Source organism: Hymenobacter rubripertinctus, from assembly GCF_003583925.1.
Classification (GTDB): domain Bacteria; phylum Bacteroidota; class Bacteroidia; order Cytophagales; family Hymenobacteraceae; genus Hymenobacter; species Hymenobacter rubripertinctus.
In genome coordinates, this window is record NZ_QYCN01000004.1 from 137,478 (window position 1) to 162,777 (window position 25,300).

25 protein-coding genes are annotated in these 25,300 nt (G+C 60.3%); 10 read left to right on the plus strand and 15 right to left on the minus strand.

The genetic code is table 11. The features are described 5' to 3' along the window. Window positions 1-141 precede the first annotated feature (141 nt). The 6 genes from tnpA to D0T11_RS03945 form a co-directional block, all read right to left on the minus strand. Window positions 142-570, minus strand: coding sequence for an IS200/IS605 family transposase (gene tnpA / locus D0T11_RS03920; protein ID WP_119654481.1), 429 nt, complete (start codon window positions 568-570; stop codon window positions 142-144). A 193-nt stretch (window positions 571-763) separates the two neighbouring features. Continuing rightward, complete coding sequence (locus D0T11_RS03925; protein WP_119654482.1) at window positions 764-2,212, minus strand: hypothetical protein; 1,449 nt, start codon at window positions 2,210-2,212, stop codon at window positions 764-766. A 71-nt stretch (window positions 2,213-2,283) separates the two neighbouring features. Then, window positions 2,284-2,739: a hypothetical protein gene (locus D0T11_RS03930; protein WP_119654483.1), complete on the minus strand. Its 456-nt coding sequence runs from the start codon at window positions 2,737-2,739 to the stop codon at window positions 2,284-2,286. An 8-nt stretch (window positions 2,740-2,747) separates the two neighbouring features. Next, the gene (locus tag D0T11_RS03935; protein ID WP_119654484.1) at window positions 2,748-3,140 is read right to left on the minus strand and encodes a hypothetical protein; all 393 of its coding nucleotides are present in this window, start codon (window positions 3,138-3,140) and stop codon (window positions 2,748-2,750) included. 165 nt (window positions 3,141-3,305) lie between these two features. Further along, on the minus strand, window positions 3,306-4,649 hold the full coding sequence (locus D0T11_RS03940; protein ID WP_147374511.1) for a hypothetical protein: 1,344 nt from the start codon (window positions 4,647-4,649) through the stop codon (window positions 3,306-3,308). A gap of 128 nt (window positions 4,650-4,777) precedes the next feature. After that, a complete protein-coding gene (locus tag D0T11_RS03945; RefSeq protein ID WP_119654486.1) occupies window positions 4,778-5,779 on the minus strand; it encodes a sugar phosphate nucleotidyltransferase in 1,002 nt (333 codons plus the stop codon). Between the two features lie 233 nt (window positions 5,780-6,012). On the opposite strand from D0T11_RS03945, the gene D0T11_RS03950 reads away from it, so the two are divergent. The 3 genes from D0T11_RS03950 to D0T11_RS03960 all read left to right on the plus strand — a co-directional run bounded on the left by D0T11_RS03950 (window position 6,013) and on the right by D0T11_RS03960 (window position 7,951). Continuing rightward, window positions 6,013-6,591 carry a LemA family protein gene (locus tag D0T11_RS03950; protein WP_119654487.1) on the plus strand — a complete coding sequence of 193 codons (579 nt, stop codon included), beginning with the start codon at window positions 6,013-6,015 and terminating at the stop codon, window positions 6,589-6,591. An 86-nt stretch (window positions 6,592-6,677) separates the two neighbouring features. Continuing rightward, window positions 6,678-7,133: a TPM domain-containing protein gene (locus D0T11_RS03955; RefSeq protein WP_119654488.1), complete on the plus strand. Its 456-nt coding sequence runs from the start codon at window positions 6,678-6,680 to the stop codon at window positions 7,131-7,133. Next, the gene (locus D0T11_RS03960) at window positions 7,130-7,951 is read left to right on the plus strand and encodes a TPM domain-containing protein (protein ID WP_119654489.1); all 822 of its coding nucleotides are present in this window, start codon (window positions 7,130-7,132) and stop codon (window positions 7,949-7,951) included. The genes D0T11_RS03955 and D0T11_RS03960 overlap by 4 nt, the downstream gene beginning before the upstream one ends. A gap of 188 nt (window positions 7,952-8,139) precedes the next feature. Here D0T11_RS03960 and D0T11_RS03965 read toward each other — a convergent pair whose 3' ends face one another. Further along, window positions 8,140-8,760 (minus strand): DUF4136 domain-containing protein, encoded by a 621-nt coding sequence (locus D0T11_RS03965; RefSeq protein ID WP_182888224.1) that lies wholly within the window; start codon window positions 8,758-8,760, stop codon window positions 8,140-8,142. A gap of 209 nt (window positions 8,761-8,969) precedes the next feature. On the opposite strand from D0T11_RS03965, the gene D0T11_RS03970 reads away from it, so the two are divergent. Then, a complete protein-coding gene (locus tag D0T11_RS03970; protein ID WP_119654491.1) occupies window positions 8,970-9,266 on the plus strand; it encodes a hypothetical protein in 297 nt (98 codons plus the stop codon). A 109-nt stretch (window positions 9,267-9,375) separates the two neighbouring features. Here D0T11_RS03970 and gcvP read toward each other — a convergent pair whose 3' ends face one another. Together gcvP and D0T11_RS03980 are read right to left on the minus strand one after the other, a co-directional pair. Then, window positions 9,376-12,300 (minus strand): aminomethyl-transferring glycine dehydrogenase, encoded by a 2,925-nt coding sequence (gene gcvP / locus D0T11_RS03975; protein WP_119654492.1) that lies wholly within the window; start codon window positions 12,298-12,300, stop codon window positions 9,376-9,378. Between the two features lie 141 nt (window positions 12,301-12,441). Continuing rightward, entirely contained in the window at window positions 12,442-12,990 is a 549-nt protein-coding gene (locus D0T11_RS03980) for a helix-turn-helix domain-containing protein (protein ID WP_182888225.1), read from the minus strand. Between the two features lie 260 nt (window positions 12,991-13,250). Between D0T11_RS03980 and D0T11_RS03985 the strand changes: the two genes are divergently transcribed. Next, the gene (locus D0T11_RS03985; protein WP_119654494.1) at window positions 13,251-14,465 is read left to right on the plus strand and encodes an NAD(P)-dependent oxidoreductase; all 1,215 of its coding nucleotides are present in this window, start codon (window positions 13,251-13,253) and stop codon (window positions 14,463-14,465) included. A gap of 189 nt (window positions 14,466-14,654) precedes the next feature. Here D0T11_RS03985 and D0T11_RS03990 read toward each other — a convergent pair whose 3' ends face one another. From D0T11_RS03990 to D0T11_RS04000, 3 genes are all read right to left on the minus strand, one after another. Then, entirely contained in the window at window positions 14,655-15,482 is an 828-nt protein-coding gene (locus D0T11_RS03990) for a DUF1206 domain-containing protein (protein ID WP_119654495.1), read from the minus strand. A 77-nt stretch (window positions 15,483-15,559) separates the two neighbouring features. Continuing rightward, window positions 15,560-16,132 (minus strand): hypothetical protein, encoded by a 573-nt coding sequence (locus D0T11_RS03995; protein ID WP_119654496.1) that lies wholly within the window; start codon window positions 16,130-16,132, stop codon window positions 15,560-15,562. 243 nt (window positions 16,133-16,375) lie between these two features. Next, complete coding sequence (locus tag D0T11_RS04000) at window positions 16,376-16,594, minus strand: CsbD family protein (RefSeq protein WP_119654497.1); 219 nt, start codon at window positions 16,592-16,594, stop codon at window positions 16,376-16,378. Window positions 16,595-16,734: 140 nt separating this feature from the next. Between D0T11_RS04000 and D0T11_RS04005 the strand changes: the two genes are divergently transcribed. Then, a complete protein-coding gene (locus D0T11_RS04005) occupies window positions 16,735-18,303 on the plus strand; it encodes a hypothetical protein (protein ID WP_182888226.1) in 1,569 nt (522 codons plus the stop codon). Between the two features lie 88 nt (window positions 18,304-18,391). Here the strand turns inward: D0T11_RS04005 and D0T11_RS04010 are convergent, their stop codons facing one another. Both D0T11_RS04010 and kbl read right to left on the minus strand, forming a co-directional pair. After that, window positions 18,392-18,721 carry a hypothetical protein gene (locus tag D0T11_RS04010; RefSeq protein WP_119654498.1) on the minus strand — a complete coding sequence of 110 codons (330 nt, stop codon included), beginning with the start codon at window positions 18,719-18,721 and terminating at the stop codon, window positions 18,392-18,394. 173 nt (window positions 18,722-18,894) lie between these two features. Beyond that, window positions 18,895-20,091, minus strand: coding sequence for a glycine C-acetyltransferase (gene kbl / locus D0T11_RS04015; protein WP_119654499.1), 1,197 nt, complete (start codon window positions 20,089-20,091; stop codon window positions 18,895-18,897). Window positions 20,092-20,505: 414 nt separating this feature from the next. On the opposite strand from kbl, the gene D0T11_RS04020 reads away from it, so the two are divergent. Beyond that, window positions 20,506-21,273, plus strand: a complete 768-nt coding sequence (locus D0T11_RS04020) for a DUF475 domain-containing protein (protein ID WP_119654500.1) — start codon at window positions 20,506-20,508, stop codon at window positions 21,271-21,273. A 401-nt stretch (window positions 21,274-21,674) separates the two neighbouring features. Here the strand turns inward: D0T11_RS04020 and D0T11_RS04025 are convergent, their stop codons facing one another. Next, on the minus strand, window positions 21,675-22,115 hold the full coding sequence (locus tag D0T11_RS04025) for a BLUF domain-containing protein (RefSeq protein WP_182888227.1): 441 nt from the start codon (window positions 22,113-22,115) through the stop codon (window positions 21,675-21,677). A gap of 207 nt (window positions 22,116-22,322) precedes the next feature. Between D0T11_RS04025 and D0T11_RS04030 the strand changes: the two genes are divergently transcribed. The 3 genes from D0T11_RS04030 to D0T11_RS04040 are packed head-to-tail and all read left to right on the plus strand — an operon-like array spanning window position 22,323 to window position 25,280. Continuing rightward, window positions 22,323-23,315 (plus strand): NAD-dependent epimerase/dehydratase family protein, encoded by a 993-nt coding sequence (locus D0T11_RS04030; RefSeq protein ID WP_119654502.1) that lies wholly within the window; start codon window positions 22,323-22,325, stop codon window positions 23,313-23,315. 49 nt (window positions 23,316-23,364) lie between these two features. Continuing rightward, window positions 23,365-24,639, plus strand: coding sequence for an AAA family ATPase (locus D0T11_RS04035; protein WP_119654503.1), 1,275 nt, complete (start codon window positions 23,365-23,367; stop codon window positions 24,637-24,639). Window positions 24,640-24,644: 5 nt separating this feature from the next. Continuing rightward, on the plus strand, window positions 24,645-25,280 hold the full coding sequence (locus D0T11_RS04040) for a hypothetical protein (RefSeq protein ID WP_119654504.1): 636 nt from the start codon (window positions 24,645-24,647) through the stop codon (window positions 25,278-25,280). Window positions 25,281-25,300: the final 20 nt, after the last annotated feature.

Below are 25,300 nucleotides of genomic sequence, written 5' to 3' on the forward strand. Positions count from 1 at the left end.
CTGGGCTAGTTAGCGGTTCTGTTCTTATTGGCCGACGTCCCAGGGCTGAAGCCCTGGGCTAGTTAGCGGGATGCTAAACGAATTCGTTTCGCTCCGTAGCCCAGGGCTTTAGCCCTGGGCTACGGAGAATTCGGGGCTGGGCTATGACACCCGAGCCATCTTTTCCAGCATTTCCATTTCCTGCCAGTAATCCTGTTTCTGGTGGTGCTTTTCCTGATTACGGATGTAGTTACGCACGCGCTCCACATGCGATGGGCTCACAGAAAATGCACCGTAGCCGTTCTGCCAGCCAAAGGTGAAATCCGTTAGTTTCTGCTCGTTCACCCAGTGGGCGCTTTTGCCCTTTAGTTGTTGCATCACCAAATCGAGCCGGTCAGTAGTACGCAACGAAAGAAGGCAGTGAACATGGTCATATATGCCGTTCAGAAAGTCGAGGTGGATATTATCCTTTTCAGCAATATGCCTAATCTGATTAAATACTAACGGTTTCAACTTAGCCGTCAGCCAAGGCTGCCGGTTTTTAGTTGCCCACGTTACGTGCACCCACAACGACTGAAAAACGTGGCTCATGCTACTGTTTTAACGTCTCGTTCTAGATTCCCAGGGCTAAAGCCCTGGGCTACGGAAGGGATGTTCAACGTTCCCACTGACTAGCCCAGCTCGATGCCCCAGGGCTAATGCTCTGGGCTACGGAGCGCATCCGTTCAACCTTCCCGCTGACTAGCCCAGGGCTTCAGCCCTGGGGCACCGGGCCGCGGGGGCTTTACACCACCTTCACCTTCTCCTCAAACGCCTTGTCGGTCACGCTGTAGAACAGCTCCAGCAGCTTGCGGAAGCTGTCGGGCTCGGCCAGGGACTTTTCGGTTTTGTTGAGGTTGTCGAGCAGGTAGTTGTGGCTGAGGCCCTTGTTGAAGAAGTCGTTCCACTTCTTTTCCACCGGCTTGCCCAGAATCATAGCCCCAAAGTCATCGGTCTGCAGATCGAAGGGGCGGAAGGCGCGGCGGTTCTGAGCCAGCTCCTGCAGCCACTGGTCTACGCCCGATTCGGCGCTGTGCAGGAAGGTATTGAGCTCCTTGAAGATGGGCTCGTTGCGCAGGGCGTAGTCGAGCTTGAGGTTGTCGTGGTAAGGCGCCTTGTCGGTGGGCAGGTGCTGCTTGTGGTAGCGCGTGAAGTAGAGGAACTGCGTGAGCTGCTTGGCCACGATTTCCCGGGTTTCGTCGGGCAGGTGGCTGAACTGGATTTCTGGCGCGTCGGCGGCCAAACCGTACTCGTGGAAGTGCGGGCCGCCGGTCCGCAGCTCGGCGGGCGAGTAGCGCATGAAATCCACAATGCTCAGGGCCGCCAGCAGCTCAATCACGTGGGCCTTGTTCTTCTGCTGGGTGCCGCCGGGCTGGTTTTCGTAAGGCGTGTCGGGCGTGTCGGCCAGGTAGTAGAGCGCGTCGAGGCCCTGCAGGTTGTGCTCGTAGTAGCTGAGCGCGGCCTTGGTTTTGGTCAGGAAGTTGTTGGAATCGATAACGGCGTTGTCCTCACTTTGCAGCGCGAAATAAGGCATTACCGTTACGGCGCCGGTGGGCGCGTCGCGCAGGTAGCGGGCGTTGCTGAGGCGAGTGTTCGAGTCCTTGAGATTCTTGAGCATCAGCGGGAAACCTGCCGCGCCGGTACCGCCGAAGATGCTCGACACGAAGAACACCCGGTCGCCGTCCTGGAAGTTATCGGCGAAAAACCGCATTTCCGGGCTTTCCACCAGCTTGTTCAGCACAACGCTGCCCACGTTGGGCGAGCCCCGGAAACCAATAGTCAGCGGGCTTTCGAGGTTGTCCTGAGTGAAGAGCAAGTCTACCAATCCTTTCGAATCCACGCTCAGCCCATCGTAGTCGAGGTACTGACGGAAGCTCTGGTTGATGCCGCCGAAATCGAAGATAAACGTATCCTTCACCGAGCCGTTCACGTCCTGCGAAATGCCGCTCAGCGTGCTGATATCGGTCTGGAAGAAGCCTTCTTCGCGGGGGCCGAGGTGCTTGTAAATCTGCTGGTAGTTCTGGAGCAGCTGCACCGTGCGGTTCATGTCGCCGTTGTGGGCGTCGGGGTCGATGATGATGGGCACCACCCGGTCGCAGTTGGGCAGCTCGACGCCGGCCGCCAGCAGCATCGTGAGCGAGCGAATGACCCGGGAGCCCGTGCCGCCAATGCCGAATAAGAAGAGTTTAGCCATGAATCGCAGATGTTGCAGATGAAGTTGATTTCGCTGATAACTGATTTGATGTTCCCAAATTCAGTTATGTGCTAGATTTCTATTGAGTCGTCGTCCTCAGAGTTGTAAATGGCGCCTGACAAAACCATGTAAAGGTCTTCGAAATGACGCGCCTGCTCCACGAGTGAAAGCAGGTGTTCGGCCTCAATGAATTGAGTCAGTATATCGTCATCTGCCACAATGCAAAGCGCAACCTGTTCTTTCAGCTCAGCCAAGGAATAAAGCCCGATTGAATACCAGTGGCTTTCGACCGAAATTCTCCCCCAATAGAAGTAGGAGACAAGCTTTTGCCATTTACCAAAGCTACGTTTCAGCTTCAGTTTACATCCGAACTTCCTGCCAGTGGCATCAAAGTACAGTTCAGGGTGCCGTTGAGAATTGTAATAGCCTGCCAGTGTGTAGTGGCTTAAATCCTGCGCTTCCTCCACCAGATAAACGTAAGGCTCTTTTACCTTATGCAGACAGAAAAGAGGAAAAGCAGGAGTCATGCTCTTTCCTAAAAAGGGGTGGTGCTGGCGTTGGTCGAGCCTTTGCGCAGCAGCAGCGAGAAGATGAAGAACCAGGCCATGCCCAAAATGGCATTCCAGGTGGCCAGCCAGTAGATGTAGCTGTGGTCGGCGACTTGCTGGGAATGGGCCTGCCAGATGGCAATGCCGAAAGCCAGCAGCGCGTTCAGGCCCAGGAACAAGCCCCAGTGGCGGCCCTTGTTGAAGGTAGCCACGCCCATGGCCCGGTTGATGAGCAGGTAAAACACCACCACCAGCGCCAGCGATAAGCCGATATTTAGCAGGCCGATGTTGGGGAATACTACGTCGCGGTACACCGGCGTATCGGCGGGTGGTTGCGGGGCTCCGATGATTTCGTAGAGGAAGCGGAAGAATGCTTTCATGGAGGAGAGTAACGCAGATTTGGGTTCGCGGGAAGAAGAAACGAAGGAAAGCGAAAAAGATTGTGGCTGGCGGCCACCCACGGTGCGGGCCGCTGAACGACTATCGTGCCAAGTCCGGCTGGCCATGAGCCGGAGTTTGGGCCGGGCAGAAGCCGGCCTGGCGGGCTACCGGGCGGGTTGAAGCGTGAGAGGAAGCTCGAAAACCGGAGCCTTCCCGCCCGCCTGCGCGGGCTCCAACCCATCGAGCAGACTACTCAGGGCAAAGGTTTTAGCGGCCGGAATGGCGTCGTTTTTCGTGGTCCATTGGGCTACCCAGGCGGGGCGCTGATCCTGGAGGCGCAGCACCAGTGGGCGGGATGCCTGGGGCATTTTGGTGAGCCGGATTTTGGCAAAATGCGTGAACCGGCTTTCCGGGCCGCTGCTGGCTTTGGTCTGAGCCGTAGCGGCGGTTACGGCCAGTAGCTTGGCGTCGGTATCCACTCCCTGGAGGCTCAGGTTTTGTTGCAGGTAGTGTGGGTCGCGGTACTGGCCGGGCAAGCCCCGCAGGTCCAGGCCCACCACAAATTCCACGGGCTGCTGGGCCGAGGCCTCGCTCACGGCTACCACGCGGTACGTATCGGCGTTGCGCTTGCTGGCCCCGGCGTCGCCGTAGTACCAGCTGCCCTTGTGCTCAAACTTGTCCAGCACCGAATACGGCGGGCGTGGGTAGGTCACGCCGAAGTGGGCCTGCCGGGCCGAAGGGTCTTCCAGCAGCCCCGCATCAAACTGGCGCACGGCATCGGCGGGGCCAATCACCCAGAAATAGTACGGAATCCGGGTGTCGCAGCAGGCCGATTTCTTACCCGTTGCCTGGAGGGCCGGGTAGTAGGTGCCCCGAAAGTCGGACGTGAAGCCGTACACCGACACAGCCAGGTCCGACTGCGCGCCGTTGCGCTGCAAAGCGTCGGTGATGTCGGTTTTGATGTAAGGAATAGCCCCGGCGTTTTTCGGCGAGTAGATGAAGTCCGAAATCAGCACGTTCACGGTGCCGGGCTGGTAGTAGCGGGCCATCAGCGTATCGAGCACGGCCGGCAGATCGGTGCTCTTGGCGGGCTCCTGAATTCCGCCGCGCACGATACCCGAAATACCCGGATACGTGTCTTTGTAAGGCTTTTCCTGGATACGGAAGAATGATTTGCGCGTGGCGACCCGCGTGCGGTTCACCTCCGACAAAAACTGCGCTACGTGCTGCTGAAACTGCGTGTTCTCCCCAGCAGCCCCGGCTTTGGGCATAAAGCCTTCCATCGAGCCGGATACTTCCAGAAACACGTTTACCGTTTTCAGCGGCTCCACTACGGCGGCGGCCGTAGGCGGGGAGGGCGTCTGGTCGCCCGAGGGCAGGGCATCGGTAATATCAACGGCCGTTTCCTGCTCTTTCTGGATATCGGAGCGGGAGTAGCAGCCGGGCAGCAGTAACAGGGCCAGCCCCAAAGCGGGCAGTAGGCGGGAAGACGGATTCGGGTAGCGCATCGGTCTAAAGTAACGACAATCTGCTCACAGTGGATACATGAACTGAACGAGTGGCGTTACGCGGTGACTGAGTAAGTGAGGAAGTGGGAGAATGGTTGGTGGTTGCCCGATTCCTTCATCCAACAATCCTAGCTGTAGTCAATTTCCGTGTTGTCGCCGATATTCAGGCTATGGCGGGTGCCTTTGAACAGGGCATCCGAGCCCACAATGCAGTCGTGCATAACGGCGGAGCGCAGCTCGGAATAGGAGCCGATGATGGACTCGCTCAGGATGGTGTTCTTGACGATGGTCCGGTCGCCGATGGCCACATTGGGGCCGATGATGGAACCCGCAATCTGGCAGTCTTTGCCAATGCTGACGGGCGGGATGATGATGGTATCGGGGAACTCGGGGTAGTCGCGGCGCTTGAGGAACTCGGGCCGGTTGAGCAGGCGGGCATTGGCTTCGAGCAAGGAGCCCTTGCGGCCGCAGTCGAACCAGTTATCGACCGGCGTGGTCACCATTTCAGCCCCGTCCTGAATCATGAGCATGAGGGCATCGGTAAGCTGAAACTCGCCGTGGGTGCGCTGGTCCTGCGCAATGAGGCGCTCCAGGGCCGAGGCCAGCCAGTCGGGGTTGGCTAGCTTATAAAGGCCCACCAGGGCGTAGTTCGACTTTGGAATGCGGGGTTTCTCCACCACTTTGGTTACCTGCCCGTTGGGGCCGGTTTCCACGATGCCGAACATGGAGGGGGTTTTTACCTCCTTCACGGCCAGGATGTTGCCGGGGGCCTGCATCATGGCCGGCAGGTCGATGTCGACGATAGTGTCGCCGAGCAGAATCAGGATGCCCTCCTGCTCGTGGCGGAAATGCTCCCGGGCCAGCCAAAGCGCGTGGGCAATGCCTTCGCGGGGCTCCTGCACCACAAACGTGACCTTGAGCTCGGGGTACTGGCGGCGCACGTAGTTCTCCACTTTCTCGCCCAGGTAGCCGATAATGAATACGAATTCCTGCACCCCCGCCCCCACCAGCCGGTCGATGATATGGCCCAGAATGGTGTTGCCGGCCACCGGAACCAGGGTTTTGGGCTGCGTGTGGGTGTGCGGACGTAGGCGGGAGCCGATGCCGGCTACGGGGATAACTGCTTTCATGTGCGAAGAAAATCGGAAGACGCCGAAGCGCAAAATACACAATACCTGCTGAGCTTGCCCCGGCACAACCGCCGGGGCGCGAATTCGTACTTTGCAACGCGGTCTGGATTACCGATTACAAACAAAGTACCTCCCGTTTTGTGAAAACAGCGGGCCGTTTCGGCCCCTGCCGCCCCCTTTCTGCCCGACTTTTTTTCTTCTCCCCCTTTTCTAACTCCCTTACTCTCTTCCTCATGAAACGTTTTTTGCTCTACTTTGCCGGCCTGGTACTGCTCCTCTCCCAGTCCTCGTGCGGCTACAATTCCATGGTCACCAAGGACCAGGCCGTGAAGGGCCAGTGGGCCAACGTGCAAAGCTCCTATCAGCGCCGCTCCGACCTGATTCCGAACCTGGTGAATACGGTAAAAGGGGCTGCCAACTTCGAGAAAAGCACCCTCACCGAAGTAATTGAGGCCCGGGCCAAAGCCACCAGCGTGCAAATCAATGCCGATCAGCTGACGCCCGAAAACCTCCAGAAATTCCAGGCCGCCCAGAGCCAGGTAGGTGCCGGACTGGGACGGCTGCTGGCCGTATCGGAAAACTACCCCGAACTGAAGGCCAACGCCAACTTCCAGGAGTTGCAGGCCCAGATCGAGGGAACTGAAAACCGCATCAACGTGGAGCGTAACAAGTTCAACGGCCTCGTCAACGACTACAACGCCTACATCAAGAGCTTCCCCAACAACCTGTTCGCCGGTATGTTCGGCTTCGCCGAAAAGCCCTACTTCGAGGCCGACGCCGCTTCGCAGAAGGCCCCGACAGTCCAGTTTTAATTGAGTTGCCAGTCGCCAGTTGCCAGTTGTCAGGTTGTTCTGATGTCCAGTAACTGACAACTGGCAACTGGCAACTGACAAATCATATGGTTAACCCCCTCACTCCCGAGCAGGAAGCCGCGCTGGTCGAAGCCATCCGGCAGGCCGAGCTGCGGACTTCCGGCGAAATCCGGGTACATCTGGAAGACACCTGCCCCACGCCCGAGCCCCTGGACCGCGCCGCCCAGGTATTTGCCGAGCTGGGCATGCACCACACGGCCCAGCGCAACGGCGTGCTGTTCTACCTGGCCTGGCAAAGCCGGCAGTTTGCCATCATCGGCGACACGGGCATCAACTCCGTGGTGCCCGACGACTTCTGGGAAACTGCCAAAGAAAACGTGTTGCAGCATTTCCGGACCGAGAAGTACGTGAATGGCCTGGAACAGGGCATCCGGCTGGCCGGGGAGCAATTGCGTCGCTACTTTCCGTATGATGCCGCCACCGATCAGAACGAGCTGGACGATTCTATTTCGTTCGGCGACTCGCCTACCAAGCGCCCATGAATCAACTTCTTCTTTTGCTGCGGCCGCACCGGGGCTGGTTGCTGGCCCTGTGGCTGGTTGTCAGTCATCTGGTGGCCGTGGGCCAGAACGTTCCGCCCCGCCCCAGCCCGCCCCGCCTCGTAAATGACCTGGCCGGCATGATGCGCCCCGATGAGGTGGCCCAACTGGAGCGCAAGCTGGTGGCCTACAACGACTCCACTTCTTCCCAGATTGCCGTGGTAACCGTTGCTACCCTGGGCGACTACGATATTTTCGACTACGCCCAGAAACTCTACCAGACCTGGGGTATCGGGCAAAAGGCTAACAACAACGGCATCCTGCTGCTCATTGCCCAGCAGGAGCACAAGGCCCGCATCCATACTGGCTATGGGTTGGAAGGGGCCATTCCGGATGCGCTGTCCAAGCGCATTATCTCCAACACCATCGTGCCGGCCTTCAAGCAGGAGCAGTATTACCAGGGCCTCGACCGGGCTACCGACCAGCTTATTGCCCTGGCCCAGGGCGAATATAAGGCCGACCAGACCACCCAGCCCCGCAGGCGTAGCTCCGATGACAGCGGTTCGGGCATTTCATTTTGGGTGATTATCGCCGTAATTATTCTGTTTATTCTGCTGCGTAACCGCGGCGGAGGCAGCAACGGGGGCCGCCGTAACCGGGGCTTCGGGGGCGGTATGATTCCGCCCATCATCTTTGGCGACTTCAGCGGCGGCCGCGGCTCCTTTGGTGGGGGTGGCGGCGGCGGATTCGGCGGCGGKGGGGGCTTCGGGGGCTTCGGCGGCGGCAGCAGCGGCGGCGGCGGCGCTTCCGGCAGCTGGTAAGGCTCGAAGCCATGAAACGGCGGCATAGTCCGTTTGTCCCGCCTGCTGAATCTTGCCAGGGATGATACGTAAGAAAAAGACCCCGCCCGGATTTTCCGGGCGGGGTCTTTTTCTTACGTATCATCCCTGGCAAGATTCAGTTAGCAATCGGCCGGACGGGATGAAGAACGGCCCATAGACCCGGCTGTTTATCGCCGCACCTGCGAACCAGAGGCCTGATCCTGGGGCGGATAATTGCCCAGGATACTGGTAACAATGCGCTGTACCTCAGCTTCAGAAATAGTTTGGTTGTCTACCTGCGCCTGGCCCTGACCCCGCCACGCCAGCTCCTTGCGGCGGGCGTCCACGAAGTCCAGAATCAGCGTACCCGCCTTGTATTCGGTCACGTAGCCCCGGTTGTAGAGGCTGCCGTAGCCATAGCCGTAGCCGTAGTAAGGGTAACCGTACGGACTGTACGGGTTCATGTTGGTGCGCTGCTTTTCCTCCACGCGGGCACTGTAAGCCACGAACACGTCGGGGTTGGCTTCCACCATTTGCATCCCCTTCTGGGTCAGCTGGGTTTCCACGGCCTTGCGGATGCGCTTATCCAGAAACGATTCATAGCCCTGAGCCGGGCCACCCTCCGTGTCCTGGGGCTGTTGCGGATACCAGGCCCAGGTGCGGTAGGCGCGGAAGTTAACGGAATGATCGAAGTCGGATGTGACCCCCACCCGTGCGGTGGTGGTGCAGCTGCTGGCCCCCAGCAGCAAACTCAGGCCCAGCACCGGGTAAGCGAACGGGCGGAGCAGGAAGCGGGAAATGCGGTTCATAAGGCGACGGATCAGAAGTGAGCAACCCCGACGGCATCCGCCAAACGGCGTGGGCCGGGTCGGGAATACAACAGCCGGCAACGGGCCGTCGTTCCCGATGAAACGCTGCCTAATCTGTGCGTATTGGAATATTATACCCCGGAAAATTGCCTTTCGGCTAAAAATGTCTCTATCTTTTGACGCGTCACTCGCCATTGCATCCTGTATTTATGAAAAAAATTGTACTCTGTCTGAGCAGCCTTGCCGTGCTGGCATCCTGCGGCACGGCCAAGGAGGAGGCCCGCTCCAAGCGCACCTTCACCACCCCGGTCACGCACACGTCAGTCGTCGAATGCATCCTCTACGATGGGATGACCAAAGAGTCCCGGCAGCTCGCCACCGTGGCGGCCGGCAACGAAGTGCAGGTAATGGATACGGTCAGCGCCTACTTCGTGAAAGTGCGCGTTACGGCCGATGGCAAAACCCAGGCTGGCTACATGTACCGCACCTGCTTCGGTAAGCGGTAGCTTTATTAGCCGTTAGCTGTTAGGGCATCGGCATTGCCTTCGTCAAGCTACTCCATACAAAAGAGGCCCCGCAACAACCGTTGTGGGGCCTCTTCTGTACTTCTTAATTCTAATACGATGGCCCTTTGTCGGTGGGAACGAGTTGCTCTTCGGCGTCCACGTACTCCTCTATTGAAGTACAGGAGCAGATGAGGTTCCGGTCGCCGTAGGCAGAATCGATGCGCGACACGGCGGGCCAGAACTTGTAGGCCCGGGCATAGGCAGTGGGGTACACGGCCTGCTCGCGCGAGTAAGGGCGCGTCCAGTCGTGCACGAGCACCGTGGCGGCGGTGTGCGGGGCGTGCTTGAGCACGTTGTCCTTGGCATCGGCCCGGCCTTCCTCTACTTCCCGGATTTCCTCCCGGATTTTCACCATCGCCTCCACGAAGCGGTCCAGTTCCTCCGTGCTTTCCGATTCGGTGGGCTCCACCATCAGGGTGCCAGCCACCGGGAAGCTCACGGTGGGCGCGTGGAAACCGTAGTCCATCAGGCGCTTGGCAATATCCTCCACCTCAATGCCGGCCTTCTTGAACTGGCGGCAATCCAGAATCATCTCGTGGGCGCAACGGCCATTCGAGCCGGTGTAGAGCACGGGGTAGTGTTCCTCCAGTTTGGCTTTGAGGTAGTTGGCGTTCAGAATGGCGATGCGCGTGGCCTGGGTCAAACCTTCGCCGCCCATCATGTTGATGTAGGCGTAGCTGATGGGCAGAATGCTGGCCGAGCCCCACGGGGCCGACGTGACGGCGCTGGCCGTGCGGCCGTCGGCGTCAATCAGCACGTGGCCGGGCAGGTAGGGGGCCAGGTCGGCTACTACGCCGATAGGGCCTACGCCGGGTCCGCCGCCGCCGTGCGGGATGCAGAAAGTTTTGTGCAGGTTCAGGTGGCACACGTCGGCCCCGATGATGGCGGGGGAGGTGAGGCCCACCTGGGCATTCATGTTGGCCCCGTCCATGTACACGCGGCCGCCGTGCTGGTGGATGGTGGCGCAAATGTCGATGATGGTTTCCTCGTACACGCCGTGGGTGCTGGGGTAGGTCACCATCAGGCAGCTCAAGCGGTCGGCGTACTGCTCGGCCTTGGCCGTGAGGTCGGCCACGTCGATGTTGCCCTGCTCGGTACTTTTCACCACCACCACCGTCATGCCGGCCATGACGGCCGAGGCGGGGTTGGTGCCATGGGCCGAGGCTGGAATCAGGGCCACGTTGCGGTGCTGGTCGCCGCGCGCATCATGGTAGCCCTTAATGGCCAGCAGGCCGGCGTACTCGCCCTGGGCCCCCGAGTTGGGCTGGAGGCTCACGGCATCAAAGCCCGTCACCTCACACAGCCACTTCTCCAGATCCTGGAAGATTTCGGTGTAGCCGGCCGCCTGCTCGCGGGGTGCGAAGGGGTGCAGCCCGCCGATTTCGGGCCAGGTCACCGGAATCATTTCGGCGGTGGCATTCAGCTTCATGGTGCACGAGCCGAGCGAAATCATGGAGTGCGCCAGGCTCAGGTCCTTGTTTTCGAGCTGCTTCATGTAGCGCAGCATTTCGTGCTCGGAGTGGTGGGTGTTGAAGATGGGGTGGGTCAGGTACTCGCTCTGGCGGATGAGCGCCTCGTCCCAGTTTACCTCCACCTCGGCGGGGTTTTCTACCGTCGGCGCGTCCTTGCCCAGCACCTTGGCGAATACGGCCACGATGTCCTGTACGTCCTCGATTTCGGTGTTCTGGTTGAGTGAAATGCCCACCCGGGGCGTGCCGTGCTCGGTAAAGTAGCGGAAGTTGATGCGGGCGGCTTCGGCTTCCTGCTTGATGGCGGTTTGCAGCTCCTCGCTTTCCAGTTTGATATCGAGCGTATCGAAATAGAACTGGTTGCGTTGGTTGAGGCCCAGCTCGCCTAACGCGCCGGCCAGCGTTTGGGCCAGGGCATGCACGTTGCTGGCAAACTGACGGATGCGCTGGGGGCCATGGTACACGGCGTACATGCCGGCCAGCACGCTCAGCAGCACCTGGGCGGTGCAGATGTTGCTGGTGGCCTTTTCGCGGCGGATGTGTTGCTCGCGGGTTTGCAGGGCCATGCGGTAGGCCTTGTTGCCGGCCGCGTCGATGCTCTGCCCGATGATGCGGCCCGGAATCACGCGCTTGAACTGGTCCTTGGTGGCCAGGAAACCGGCGTGGGGGCCGCCGTAGCCCATCGGCACGCCGAAGCGCTGGGAGTTGCCCACCACGGCATCGGCCCCCATTTCGCCGGGAGGCGTGAGCAGGGTCAGGGACAGCAAATCGGCCGCCACGGTCACGAACAGGCTGTACTCGTGGGCCTTGCTGATGAAGTCGGTGTAGTCGTACACGGCCCCGTCGGCGGCCGGGTATTGCAGAATGGCCCCGAACAGCGACTCGTCGGTGAGGTCGGCGGTGCGGTGGTCGCCCACCACCAGCTCAATGCCCAGCGGCGTGGCGCGGGTGCGTAGCACGTCGATGGTCTGGGGCAACACCTGCTCCGACACGAAGTAGCGCTTGGCACCCTTCTTCTTGGTCAGGGAGTGAAACATGTGCAGCGTTTCGGCGGCGGCCGTGCCTTCGTCGAGCAGCGAGGCATTGGCGATGTCGAGGCCCGTCAGGTCCATGATCATCGTCTGGTAATTGATCAGGGCTTCGAGGCGGCCCTGGGCAATTTCGGCCTGGTAAGGCGTGTAGGCGGTGTACCAGCCCGGATTTTCCAGAATATTGCGCTGAATAACGGCCGGCAGCTGGGTGGGGTGGTAGCCCAGGCCGATATAGTTTTTGAACAGCTGGTTTTTCTCGGCAATGCCCTTAAACTTGGCCAGAAAAGCCCGCTCCGTGAGGGCAACGGGCAGATTTAGCGGTTTCTGGAGGCGGATGGCGGCCGGCACGGTTTCGTCGATGAGCTGGTCAATCGACTCCACGCCGATAACGCGCAGCATTTCGGCTACGCCGGCGTCGTCGGGTCCGTTATGACGGTCCACGAATACATCGGCGGGCTTGGTCTTCAGCAACATAAAAGGATGGGTGAGGGTGGCAACGGAAAGGCCCCGCGAAGAGGCTAAGCAAAGGTAGCCGGAAAAGGCTTCACCCTTAAACCGATAAGTAGGGAAATGTTTAGGCGGCGAAGCCCCCAACTGGCCTTCCGGTTGAGGCCACTAATCGGGTAGCAGGGCTAGTAGCTGTTTCAAGGCCTCGGTTTCTGCTTCCAGGGCCAGGAGGCGCGCGCGCAGCAGGTGATAGTGGGCACTGCTGTCCGCATCCAGATCGGCAGCGGTCTGCTGCTGGCGGCGGTCCAGCCAGGCGGCCGCCGTCGCGTCGGGGGCGGCGGGCAGCAGCGTGGGCAGGGCCTGCTGCCAGTGGCCGGCCAGGCGCAGCTGGTCGGCAAAGGCCCGTAACTCCCGCCGCAGACGGCCGGCGTGGTGCTGGCAGTAGTCGAGGCGGGCTTCCAGCAAGGGTGCGCTGGGTGGGGTCAGTCGGGCAATGGTTTCGGCTTCGGTAAGGGCAGCCGGCACCTCCGGCACGTGCCGGGCTAAATGGCTGAGCCGTAATAGCAACGGCCCACTCAAGGCGCGGCGGCCCGCTTCCAGGTGGCTGACCAGCCCCACGCTCACCCGCAAGTAAGCGGCCAATGCTTCCAGCGTGAGGCCAAAATGGGTCCGTACGACGCGGACAAGGGAGGTAGAAGGAATGGCAGGACGACCCACGGGAGGCTGAGGTAGAGAATAATAAGAAATATGTTGAATTTTCTACAAGAAAGCAGAGAATTCAGATTAACACAAATTTTTTTATACAGCACACCACTTCTGGTACCGTTTGGTAGCCTCTGCGAGGCGCAGCCTCGCCCGGATAGCAGGCACCAGTAAGCTGCGCTAAACTTGCGCCAGGGGTGCGAGCCAGTTACCGAACCAACCAAAATAGATAGATTTAGCCCCCGAACCCCATCCACCCCACCCATCCTTATTTCATGCGCCCGATTACCATTGGCCTGCTCCGCGAAGGCAAAACGCCCCCCGATAAACGCGTGCCGCTCACCCCCAAGAAATGCATTGAGGCCCAGGACCAGTTTCCGGGCCTCACCATCATCGCCCAGGCCAGCGAAGTGCGGGCCTTTGCCGACCAGGAATACCGCGACCTGGACCTGGAAGTGCGGCCCGATATTTCGGACTGCGACGTGCTCATGGGCGTGAAGGAAGTGCCGGTGGCGGAGCTGCTGCCCAACAAAACCTACTTCTTCTTCTCCCACACCATCAAGAAGCAGCCCAGCAACCGGGAGCTGCTGCGCCAGGTGCTGGCCAAAAATATTACCCTCGTCGATTACGAAATGCTCACCAATGAGCGCGGGGAACGGATTGTGGCCTTCGGGCGCTGGGCCGGCATTGTGGGGGCCTACAACGGCCTGCTCACCTACGGCCGCAAGCACCACCTGTTCCGCCTGCGCCCGGCCTACGAGTGCGTGGATATGGAGGACATGCAGGAGGAATTTTTCAAAGTGAAGAAGCTGCCCCCCATCAAAATGGCCGTCACGGGCTCAGGCCGGGTGGCCCAGGGCGCCATTGAGGTGCTCGACCTGATGGGCATCCGGCGGGTGAGCGTGTACGACTACCTCTACCTCGATTTCAACGAGCCCGTGTACACCCAACTGCGCAGCTCCGACTACAACCGCCGCCGCGACGGCCGCGTGTGGGACACCACCGACTTCCATCGCCACCCTGAGGCCTACGAAAGTACGTTTCAGAACTTTTTGCCCGTTACCCACCTGCTCATCGCCTGCGCTTACTGGCACCCGGCCGCCCCCCGCCTGTTTTCGGAAGAAGATACCCGCCGCGCCCACTTCCGCATCGATACCATTGCCGACGTCACCTGCGACATCGACGGCTCCATCCCGACCACCCGGCGCAGCACCACCATCCAGGAGCCCGCCTTCGACTACAACCCCGCCACCGGCCAGTTGGAGCCCGCCTACTCGGCCCCCGGCCACCTCACCGTGATGGCCGTGGATAACCTGCCCTGCGAGCTGCCCCGCAATGCCAGCCGCGACTTTGGCCGCCAGCTCATTGCCAACGTGCTGCCCCACCTGCTCGCCGAAAACGGCCCCGACGAAGTAATCCAGCGCGCCACCATCGCCACCAACGGTCAGCTCACGGAACGCTACCAGTATCTGGCCGACTACGTGGCGTAATATTCAGTTGCCAGTTGCCAGTTGCCAGTGGTCGGCAGAAGAGCGGTCATCCTGAGCGGAGCGAAGGACCTTATCACGTGAAAACGAAAACCGTTTTGGTGGTTCGTACTAACGTGATAAGGTCCTTCGCTCCGCTCAGGATGACCGCTCCTTTACTAGCAACTGGCCACTGGTAACTGGTAACTGATATTAGACTTTCAGCACCGGGTATTTAGCTTGCACCAGCATGTAGAGGCCGTAGGCCATCAGGCCCAGCGCCACCACGGCCAGCACGACCGGCCCCATGGTGGCCAGAAAATCAAACGCCTCATCGGTGCTCCCGATGGCGGCGGCGCGCGACTGGCGGCCGGCCTGCACGAAGAAGTAGCCGATAATGCCCAGCACAATGCCCCGGGCCGTGTAGCCTACCTGCCCCAGCCGGTACACGGTGTTCTGCTGGCCGGCCGGAATATCACTGCCCTGCACGTGCTTATGAAACTTGCCGGAATAGGCCTTGTAGAGCTGGTAGAGGCCGATACCGATGGTAGCCACGCCCACCAGGATAATAATCCACTCGCCGCCGGGCCAGCCCAGCACCCGGGCCGTGAGCGTTTGTTGGGTGTTGCCGCTGCTATCGGCCGAGCCGCTGAAGGCCAGTTGGGCCGCATACCAGGCCAGACTCGCGTACACGAGGCCGCTGGCCGCATAGCCCACGCGCCGGGCCAGGCCCGGGGCATCGGAACCCTTGTTTTCGGTGTCGCGCACGGCCTGCACCACGCGCCACACAATGTAGGCGAGCAGCCCCAGGGCAATGAGGCCCAGTAATAAGCGCCCCCCCGGCAGGTTTTGCAGGGTCTGAACGGCCTGCTTCTTGTCGGCCGTCTGGCCCTGCTGCTGGCCGGTGGCGGCTAGCAGCGCCAGCAGCCCCATGAGCGTGTACACCACGCCTTTGGCAGCGAAGCCAATGCGGGCTACCGTGCGGATACCGGAGGAAGAGGAGGATGGAAGTGCGGAGTGCAGCGTATCGGCAACAGACATAGGGCAGCAAAGTAGGAGGAGAAGCCAGCCCGGCTGCCATAGTGGCCCGGGTTGCCCTGCTTACGCCCAACTACCCCCTAAAGGTTGGCCCGGTGCCCGCCCAGCAGCCCCGGCGGATGATACAGCTGCACATGGGGCTGGTGCAGGGCGGCGTTGCCGGGCACATCGAGCGTGAACAGCGGCTTACTGCGGGCTACCACATGGTTCACCAGCCACTCCAGATTGCCTCCCGGGCTCATATAAGGAATGAACAGCACGTCGGCAATGTCGGCCAGCAGCAGGTTGCGGATATCCGCCGTTTCCTGGCTGATGGTGGTTTGCTCGGGCTCGAAGTGCGAAACGAACAACAGGTGCCCCAGCCGGATATCCTGCTCGTGTTCAAAGGCTACCGAAGGCTGAATGCCGCGGCCCAGCCCGTACACAATAGGCTGCTGCCGGTCCTGGCGCAGAAACCGGAAGACGGCCTGCTCCAGCCGCGAATGAAAGCCCGAAGCCACGCATCGGCCCAGCTGCCGCTGCTCCATGGCCCACACGTAGGTGGCATACTCGATACGAGGCGGGTACTCCCGCGAACAGAAAAAGGCTGTTTTGGGCAGCCGAAGCAGGGCAGCGTTGCCCAGGGTGCGTACTTCCTCCAACAGCGTTATCATACCCGGTGCACGTGGATAAATTTATAAAAAATATTGAATAAATCATCTGTTAATTTCCTGGCAGAGCTTCCGCATGTTACCGCCCGCCGGTTCTGATTAACGAAACGCGGAACCGGAGCCTCGCCCCCTACGGTTGCGGCACGAGCGTGGGCGGGCCGTTGACAGCCGTGCGGCCACTACGCACAACGGCCCGGTGCCGGGTGGCATCGGGCCGTTGTGCGTAGTGGCCGAAGTCAGATCAGCCTAGAAGGTGCGGTGGAACCAGGACTTGATGTCGTCAATGGTTTCGCCGGTTTTATGCTGGAGCTGGCCGAACCACTCATCCTGCTTGCCTTCCTCGTAGTCGAGGTCGTTGTCGGTGAGGTTGCCCCACTTCTGCTTGGCCTGGCCTTTGATTTCGTTCCAGTTGCCGCGGGCGCGGAGTTCTTTGCTGTCGTCGATGCCGTTGTTATTAGCGTCCATGGTAGCGTTGTTTTAAGGTGGAAAGGTGGTCGTTGTACGGCGGGCTTCGCGGGGGAGTTGCCGCCCGCCCCGGCCGGCCGGCAAAGAATGCCCGACATTCGGTATCATTGACTCGTGAGCCCGCCGCAATTACTGCCCGAATGGATGATTTAAAGACTACCCTCAATACGTTTTCGCCCGACGACCGCAAGGAGTTCCGGCAGTTTATTCAGCGCCAGCGCCGCAAGCAGAAGGGCCGGATGGATGTGCGCCTGTACGATCTGCTGGCCCAGTCCGAGGAATACGACACGGCCGAGCTGCTCTGCCGCCTCTACCCCGAGGAGCCCAATGCCGTGGCCTACTACGCCCTGCGCAAGCGCCTGATGCGCCACCTGATGGATTTTCTGCTGCTGCGCCAGCACCAGCAGGACCCCACGGCCGCCTCCTCGGTGCGCGGCCTGCTCACGCTGGCCCACTACCTGTTTGAGGTGCGGGTGGGCCGCCTGGCCTGGAGTACGCTGCGCAAGGCCGAAAAGCTGGCCCGCCAGAACGAGCAGTACGAGCAGCTCAACGCCGTTTATAACCTTCAGATCACCCACGCCGCCAGCCAGCACGCCGACGACTTGGCCGACATCGTGCAGCGGCGCAACCTCAACAAGCGCGACGCCGACGAGGAGGAGCGGGCCAATATTGCCGACAGCCTCATCCGCCTGCGCCTGCGCCAGGCCCGGGTGCGGGGCCGGGCCGGCGAGTCGTTCGATACCATTTTGCAGGAGGTGCTGCGCGAGTACGACCTTCAGGAAGCGTTTGCCCGGCGGCCCGCCCTGCTCTACCGGCTCATGTCCATCACCCGGGCGGCCATGCTCGTGCGCCGCGACTACCTCTCATTCGCACCCTTCGTGGTGCGCTGCTACCACCTCATGGAAAAGCGCCACGGCTTCCAGCCGGCCCACCACGAGGCCCAGGTAGGCTTGCTCTACATGATTGCCCACGCCCTGTACCGCACCCGTCGCTTCGCGGAGTCGGTGACGTACCTGGAGCAGCTTAAGCAGTTGCTCGATGGTGGCTCCCGGCAGCGGGCCGCCGCCATGCGGCCCCGCTACACGTTTCTGCTGGCCGCCAACTACGCCTTCCTCGACCGCAATGCCGACAGCATCGGCCTGTTGGAAGCCACCCTGAAGCAGGCCCTGCCCCCCCGGGAGCTGCTCACGGCCCGCCTCGGCCTAGGCTTTCACTACTTCGCCGAAGGTCAGTACCAGAAAGCCAATCAGGTGCTGCTGGCCATCGGGCGCACCGACCACTGGTGCGAGCAGGAAATGGGCGTCGAATGGGTGCTCAACCGCAACATGGGCGAGATGCTGATTCAACTCGAACTCGGCAATTCGGACTTATCCTACAACCGCCTGCGGGCCATTGAGCGGCTGGTGAAGGAACGCTTCGGCCCCGATGGCGGGGGCTACGCCGCCGTGCTGGGCTTCCTGCACCTGGTCCGCGATATTCTGGAAGACCCGGCCGTGGTCCGCACCCCCGACTTCGCAGTGCGCATTACCCAGCTACCCGCCTTCGTGCCCCTGGAGCAGGAGGACTTGCAGGCCCTGAGCTTCTTTAGCTGGCTCTATGCCAAAGTGCAGGGCCGCCCCTACTACCCGGTGCTGCTGGAGCTGGCCGGAGCCACCGAGTCAGCCCCGGCAACCGCCCCTTCCTCCTCCTCCTCCTCCTCCTCCTCCTGACGAAAAAACCAAGGCCCGAACTACGCGGGGTAGCTCGGGCCTGGCAGGGAGAGAGTGTGCGGCGAACCGCCGGGCTAAGCCAATTTGCTTAGTTGTTGCGGGTAGCGGCGTTGATTTCGGCTTTGGCATCACCGGCGGCGGCATCCATTTTAGCACCGGCTTTGTCGGCGGCCATTTTGGTTTCGGCGGCGGCTTTGTCGGCGGCGGCTTCGGTGTTGGCGGCGGCCCGCTCAGCGGTGTTTTCTACGGCAGTACCGGCGTTTTCCAGCGCGTCGTCGGTGGCGGCGGCGGCGTTTTCGGCGGCGGCTTCGGCGTTTTCGGCGGCGGCTTCGGTGTTCTGCTGGCCTTCCTGGGTGCAGGAGGTAGCGGCGAAAGCAACGGCGGTAGCCAAGAACAGGGACTTGAGGAGGGTTTTCATGGCAAAGAAGTCAAAAGTGGAAAGCGCCCGGACAACCTGTCGGACGGGGGTTAATCGGCGCAGGCCCAAAAAGTAACCCGTCTGGGAGAGAGAATTTTGCGGCTGCAACGCTCCTAGCTGCGGCCTCGCAATGATTGGGGCCAGATAAAGTTCGCCGCGCCTCCCCCGGCCGCCTACTTGAGCACTTCCAACTCCTTGCCGACTTCAATAAACGCGGCAATGGCCTTATCGAGGTGGGCGCGGGTGTGGGCGGCGCTCAGCTGCACCCGGATGCGGGCCTGGCCCTTGGGCACTACGGGGAAGTAGAAACCGACTACATAAATACCTTTTTCCAGCATTTTAGCCGCGAATTCCTGGCTCATCTTGGCGTCGTAGAGCATGACGGGCACGATGGGGTGCTCGCCGGGCTTGATGTCGAAGCCGGCGGCCGTCATCTGGGCGCGGAAGTACTTCGTGTTTTCTTCGAGCTGGTCGCGCAGCCGGGTGCTTTCGGTGAGCAGCTCCAGTACCCGCAGGCTGGCTCCCACAATGGCGGGCGCGAGGGTGTTGCTGAACAGGTAGGGGCGGCTGCGCTGGCGCAGCATGTCGATTACCTCCTGGCGGCCCGTGGTGAAGCCGCCCATAGCTCCGCCCAGGGCCTTGCCCAGGGTACCGGTGATGATGTCGACGCGGCCCATCACGTGGCGGTACTCGTGGGTACCGCGGCCGGTTTTGCCCAGAAAACCGGTGCTGTGGCACTCGTCCACCATCACCAGGGCCTCATATTTGTCGGCCAGGTCGCAGATTTTGTCGAGCTGGGCGATGGTGCCGTCCATGGAAAACGAGCCGTCGGTGACGATGATGCGGTGGCGGCTGCCCTTGGCCCGGGCGTCCTGGAGCTGCTTTTCCAGGTCCTGCATGTCGTTGTGCTGGTAGCGGTAGCGCTGGGCCTTGCACAGGCGCACTCCATCGATGATGGAAGCGTGGTTGAGGGAATCGGAAATAATGGCGTCCTGCTCGTTGAACAATGGCTCGAACACGCCGCCGTTGGCATCGAAGGCAGCCGCGTACAGAATGGTGTCCTCGGTGCCCAGGAATTCGGCCAGTTTGGCTTCCAGCTGCTTATGAATATCCTGGGTGCCGCAGATGAAGCGCACCGACGACAGGCCGTAGCCGTGGGTGTCGATGGCGTGCTTGGCGGCCCGGATCACCTCGGGGTGTGAGGAGAGGCCCAGGTAGTTGTTGGCGCAGAAGTTGAGCACTTCGCCGGCCTCGCTGGTTTCAATTTCGGCGCCCTGGGGCGAGGTAATCACGCGTTCCTGCTTGTAGAGGCCGTTGTCTTTAATCTCCTGAAGCTGCTGCTGAAGGTCGGGCTGAAGGGTGGTGTACATGGGCGAATAAGTGACTAGGTGAATGAGTGGGAGTCTATACGTGGGGAAGTACAAAGGTACGGCTCCTGTTTAGTTGACGGGTTGTTGGTTGTCGGTTGCGGGTTGTTGGTTGTTGGTTGTTGGTTGTTGGGGAAAGTAACGTCATTCCGAGCGCAGCCGAGGAATCTCGCGTGCTGACGTTGCGTCAACTAACCCTGACGACAGGACTACCATTGCCCGCGAGATTCCTCGGCTCCGCTTCGTCCCTGGCTTGATGCGCCACATGCGCGGAATGACGTTCTGCTAACAACCGACAACCAGCAACCGACCACTACCAACTAAACGCCGCCGCCATCTTTTCCCGGTAAAAGCCGTTGTTTTGCTTTCACGACCCGGATGCTGGCAGTCAGGCAGGCGGCCCGGGTTGGCACTCCTATGAACGTACACCTCCAACAAATCCTCGATAACCCGCTGGCCGCGCTGGCCATCGTGGGCAACCTGGTCATCATCGAAAGCCTGCTGTCGGTAGACAATGCCGCCGTGCTGGCTACCATGGTGGGCGATTTGCCCCGGGAGCAGCGCCAGAAAGCATTGCGCTACGGCATCATCGGGGCCTACGTGTTCCGGGGGCTGTGCATTCTGTTCGCCTCGTTTCTCATCGAGTTCTGGTTTCTCAAGCCCCTGGGTGGCCTCTACCTGCTCTACCTCACCTACAGCCAGTTCCGGGGCCGGGGCAGCGGCGGGGAGGACGACGTGGACAAGCGCAAAAGCTGGCTCTACCGTTCCACCCTGGGCCTGCTGGGGCCGTTCTGGGCCACCGTAGCCCTGATCGAGCTCATGGACCTGGCCTTCTCCATCGACAACGTGTTTGCCGTGGTGGCCTTCACCGACAACCTGATCCTGATTTGCCTGGGCGTGTTCATCGGCATTCTGGCCATGCGCCTGGTGGCCCAGGCCTTCGTGCTGCTGATGGCCCGCTACCCCTTCCTCGAAACGGCCGCCTTCCTCGTCATCGGGGTGCTGGGGCTCAAGCTGCTGCTGTCGCTGGTGGAGCATTACCTGCCCCAATCGGCCTTCAGCCGCTTTCTGGGCAGCCACGCCGCCGACGCGGGCCTGACGGTGCTCACGGTGCTCATGTTCCTGGGGCCGCTGGCCTCGTCCTACTTCTTCAACTACCCCCGCCGCCGCGGCTCGGTGCGGTAGCGGCAAACCACGCCCGGGGCAGCGTCCCCACGCAAAAGCCGAAATCGTGGATGAGGTGGAATACCGGCGGCCGCCGGGTTGGGTATCGAGGGCAATCTGCCCGGACCGGTCGGGGCGCAGGCCCAGCGTTTCAGCGTTGAGTGACGAAGTGCGTGTGTCATCTGTTCGTGTGTCAAAAAAAGATGACACACGAACAGATGACACATACCGGGTGGAGGAAATAAGTAGCCAACAGGCCGCCCTCGTCGCGCACTTCCCCGGTCTGGCCCTCGGGCATCAGGAGCCCGGCCCGGAGGCAGAGCGGAGTACGCCTGCGGATGCGCACGGTATCGGTCCCGCGCAGGTTAGGGCGGGCTGAATACCTGCCAGTACTGCCAGATGGGGTTGGGGTACCGGTCGCGCTACCGGCTTACGGCCGCGCCCTGGGCGAATTCGCGGAGCTGCTCCCAGAGCGCTTGGGGCGGGTGGGCAGCCAGCCCGGGCGTGGCTTCGAGGGTAAGGAAACCGGTGGCCTGCCGGAACGTCTCGCCGGAGAGTTGGGCGAACCCCATGCGCCAGTCGGGAAAGGCGCGCCGCCGGATGGGCGCGTAGTGCAGGGTCCGCACGTGGTGGTGCAGGGGGTCGGTTTTGATTTCCTCGTAGAGCGCACTCAGGGCCGGATCGGGGCCTTCCAGCACCTGCATAAACTGCTCGTCGGCGTAGAGCAGCAGGCCCGTGAGCAGCCGGTATTGGTTGTGGGCGCGGGCCTTTTCCAGCAGGGCGTTCAGGGCCGCGGGCCGCAGGGCGTGGGTGGCTTGGCTGTGGTATACTAATCGAAACAGAGGCGGGGAAAGGACGGGCATAAGCAGCTGGGGCGCGGAGAGAACAGTGTAGTCACAACCTGTTTCCCGGGTGTAGAGTGCAAACCGAACGCACTTTATTGCAGCAAGAGCTACGGCGGAGCTTGCGCGCGCGCCTCCGCACATCGATAAAAAGGCCAGTTACCGAAAGCGCCCGAGGGCCGTATCTTTGCACTTCCCCACCACCCCGTTTTCTCTTAACCACCCCGAATGACCACCTCCAGTACCTCCGCCGCTACCCCCACCGGCGACACCATCCTCGTTATCGGCGCCGGCGGCCAGCTCGGCTTCGAACTCACCCACGAGTTGCGCCGGCTCTACGGGGCCAGCAACGTAGTGGCCGCCGATGTGCGCGCGCCCCAGGATGCCGAAACGGCCCAGGCCGGCCCCTTCGAGCAGCTGGACGTGCTGGACCAGAACCGCCTGACCGACGTTATCCGCCAGTACAAACCCACCCAGGTGTACCATTTGGCCGCGTTGCTCTCGGCCACGGCCGAGCAGAACCCCAAGCTGGGCTGGCAGCTGAACATGGACGGCCTGTTCAACGTGCTCGACGCGGCCGTGGACCTGGGCGTGAAGCAGGTGTACTGGCCCAGCAGCATTGCCGTGTTCGGCCCCGATACGCCCCGCCAGAACACGCCCCAGCTCACTACCATGAACCCCAACACGGTGTACGGCATCAGCAAGCTGGCCGGCGAGCAGTGGGGCGAGTGGTATTTCCGCAAGCACGGTCTGGATGTGCGCAGCCTGCGCTACCCCGGCCTGATTGGCTACAAGAGCCTGCCCGGCGGCGGCACCACCGACTACGCCGTGGACATCTACCACAAGGCCGTGGCCGGCGAGGCCTACGAGTGCTTCCTCTCCGAGGACACTTACCTGCCCATGATGTACATGCCCGACGCGCTGAAAGCCACCCTGGACCTGATGCACGCCCCCGCCGACCGCCTCCAGGTGCGCAGCAGCTACAACCTGGGCGCCATGAGCTTCAGCCCGGCCGAAATTACGGCCAGCATCCAGCGCCACTACCCCGATTTCCAGGTAACCTACCGCCCCGACCACCGCCAGCAGATTGCCGACTCCTGGCCCGCCAGCATCGACGACACCCAGGCCCGCCTCGACTGGAACTGGCAGCCCGAGTTCACCCTCGACAAGATGACCGACGACATGCTGCTGCACCTCAAGGAGATGGTGGTACTGAAGTAGCCGACGGTAGAAAGTAATTCATCATACAACTCAAACTTTAGGTCCGGTTATGAACGACTTGCAAGATCCGCCAGTGCAGGTACCGCCTTATATCAGGCGCGTAAAAATTCATGACCATGCCCCATTGCGCAACGTTAAGGTTGACTTCAAGCGCGGGCTAAATATTATAATAGGTCATAACGGGGCTGGAAAAACTCGTTTTTTGAGTCTGTTGAACGACTTAGCTGATCTGCAGGAAAACAAAAAACACTTCCAGGGTGCGGAGTGTCAACTAACCTTTGGTGGTGTTTTTACCGAGCAAACTGCGGTAACCGTTGAGTTTGAAGGATACGCTGACACGCTGGTGGAAGCACAAAATTTGGCATGGGATATAGTCAGAAAGGAGCTTCCAGGAGTCCATCTCACCGACCGTTATTCCGAATACCTAGGTGAAGCACGAACGGTAGAGAACTTTCTGGAAGCGTATCCGCCAATGTTCATTGCACATGGCACGCCGTCCTCCGGTTTGCCTATTCTTGATGAAAGTGCAGAATTAGTCCTTGAGAAGAGAGGCACTTTTATCCTGATGAATGACAGGTCGCGCAGGATAGACGAATTAAACAGCCGCTTCTCACAGGCAGTAGTACGCAGTATAGTACGCCTAATTCGTAATGGCTTCACTGTACTGAATGGGGTACCGGCTCCTCCTCCAACACCCGATATAGTAAGGCAATGGGTATTGAAAATCATGGGGGAATACACGGATTTCTTGAACAAAATTTTGCCGCTTTATTCGCCGGTCCAGGAAGTGCGTTGTAATGAGTATTTCCAAGTGTATCACCAAGAGACACAAGAGCAGTTTGCCATCAAAGGGTTAGTTCTGGAATACCAGTTGAACGGTGAGTGGCTATCATTCCGTATGTTATCAGACGGCACAAAACGTTTAGTCTATATTATCTCAGACATCTTCGCTCCCGACTCTATTAGCTTAGATAAAAGAACCGATGAAATGAGGATTGCTACTCAGAAGAGAAAAACCGTTTTCCTCGAAGAACCTGAACTAGGTATCCATCCTGCTCAGCTCACCAAACTGCTCAACCTCATCCGCGAGGTTTCGAAGGAGCATCAGGTAATCATGACCACCCACGCGCCGCAGGTGCTGGATATGCTCACGGAAAAGGAGTTGAACCGCATTACTATCTGTGAGCTGGACCCCAAAAAAGGCACGCAGTTTCGAAAGTTGAGTCGAACCAAGCAAGCCCAAGCCCGGGAATATATGAGGGAGGTGGGCTTCTTGAGCGACTATTGGCGCTACTCGTTTCTGGAAGCAGCCGAAGCGGAGTAGGGCTGATGAAAAAGACAGCAGAAAAGCCTTTTCTGGTCGGGTTGCTGGGCGAATCTCCCAACGACACGGCATCGTTACAGGCTCTGCTAGGCCAACGCTACGGCCAGCAGGTGCAGTTTTTCGTCATTAGCCCCCAGATTACCGGCAGCCAACTGGACAACCCGAAATTGCAGCACATCATCCGGGCCAACTATCGGTTTACCAAGCCCGATTTGGTAGTGGTCACCCGCGACCTGGACGCGCCTGAAACTGACCGGACTCAGCAACTTAAACGAAAGGAGTTCTTTCGAAAGATCAATTTAGGGCTGGAGCAAAAGGGAATCTACCTGCTCAATATCCAGGCGATAGAAGCCCTGATTGCGGCGGACATCCGAGTGTTTAATAACCGTTACGAGTGCGTATGTGAGGTTCCGGCCAACCCAATGACCATTTCCGATCCGGTAAGGTTTCTCAAAAATGCGACTCCACCCCGCCGCCCGCAGTACGATGAAGGGCACTGTGCCGAGTTGCTGGCCGCCGTTGACTACGATACTGTACTGGCTAATTGCCGTTACTTCGCCGACTTTGATGAGGCGTTCCAGCAACGCATTCCACCACTGACGCCTCCCGTAAAGGCTGCCACAGACACCGATGAGGTGTAACCTGATGAATATTATCTATT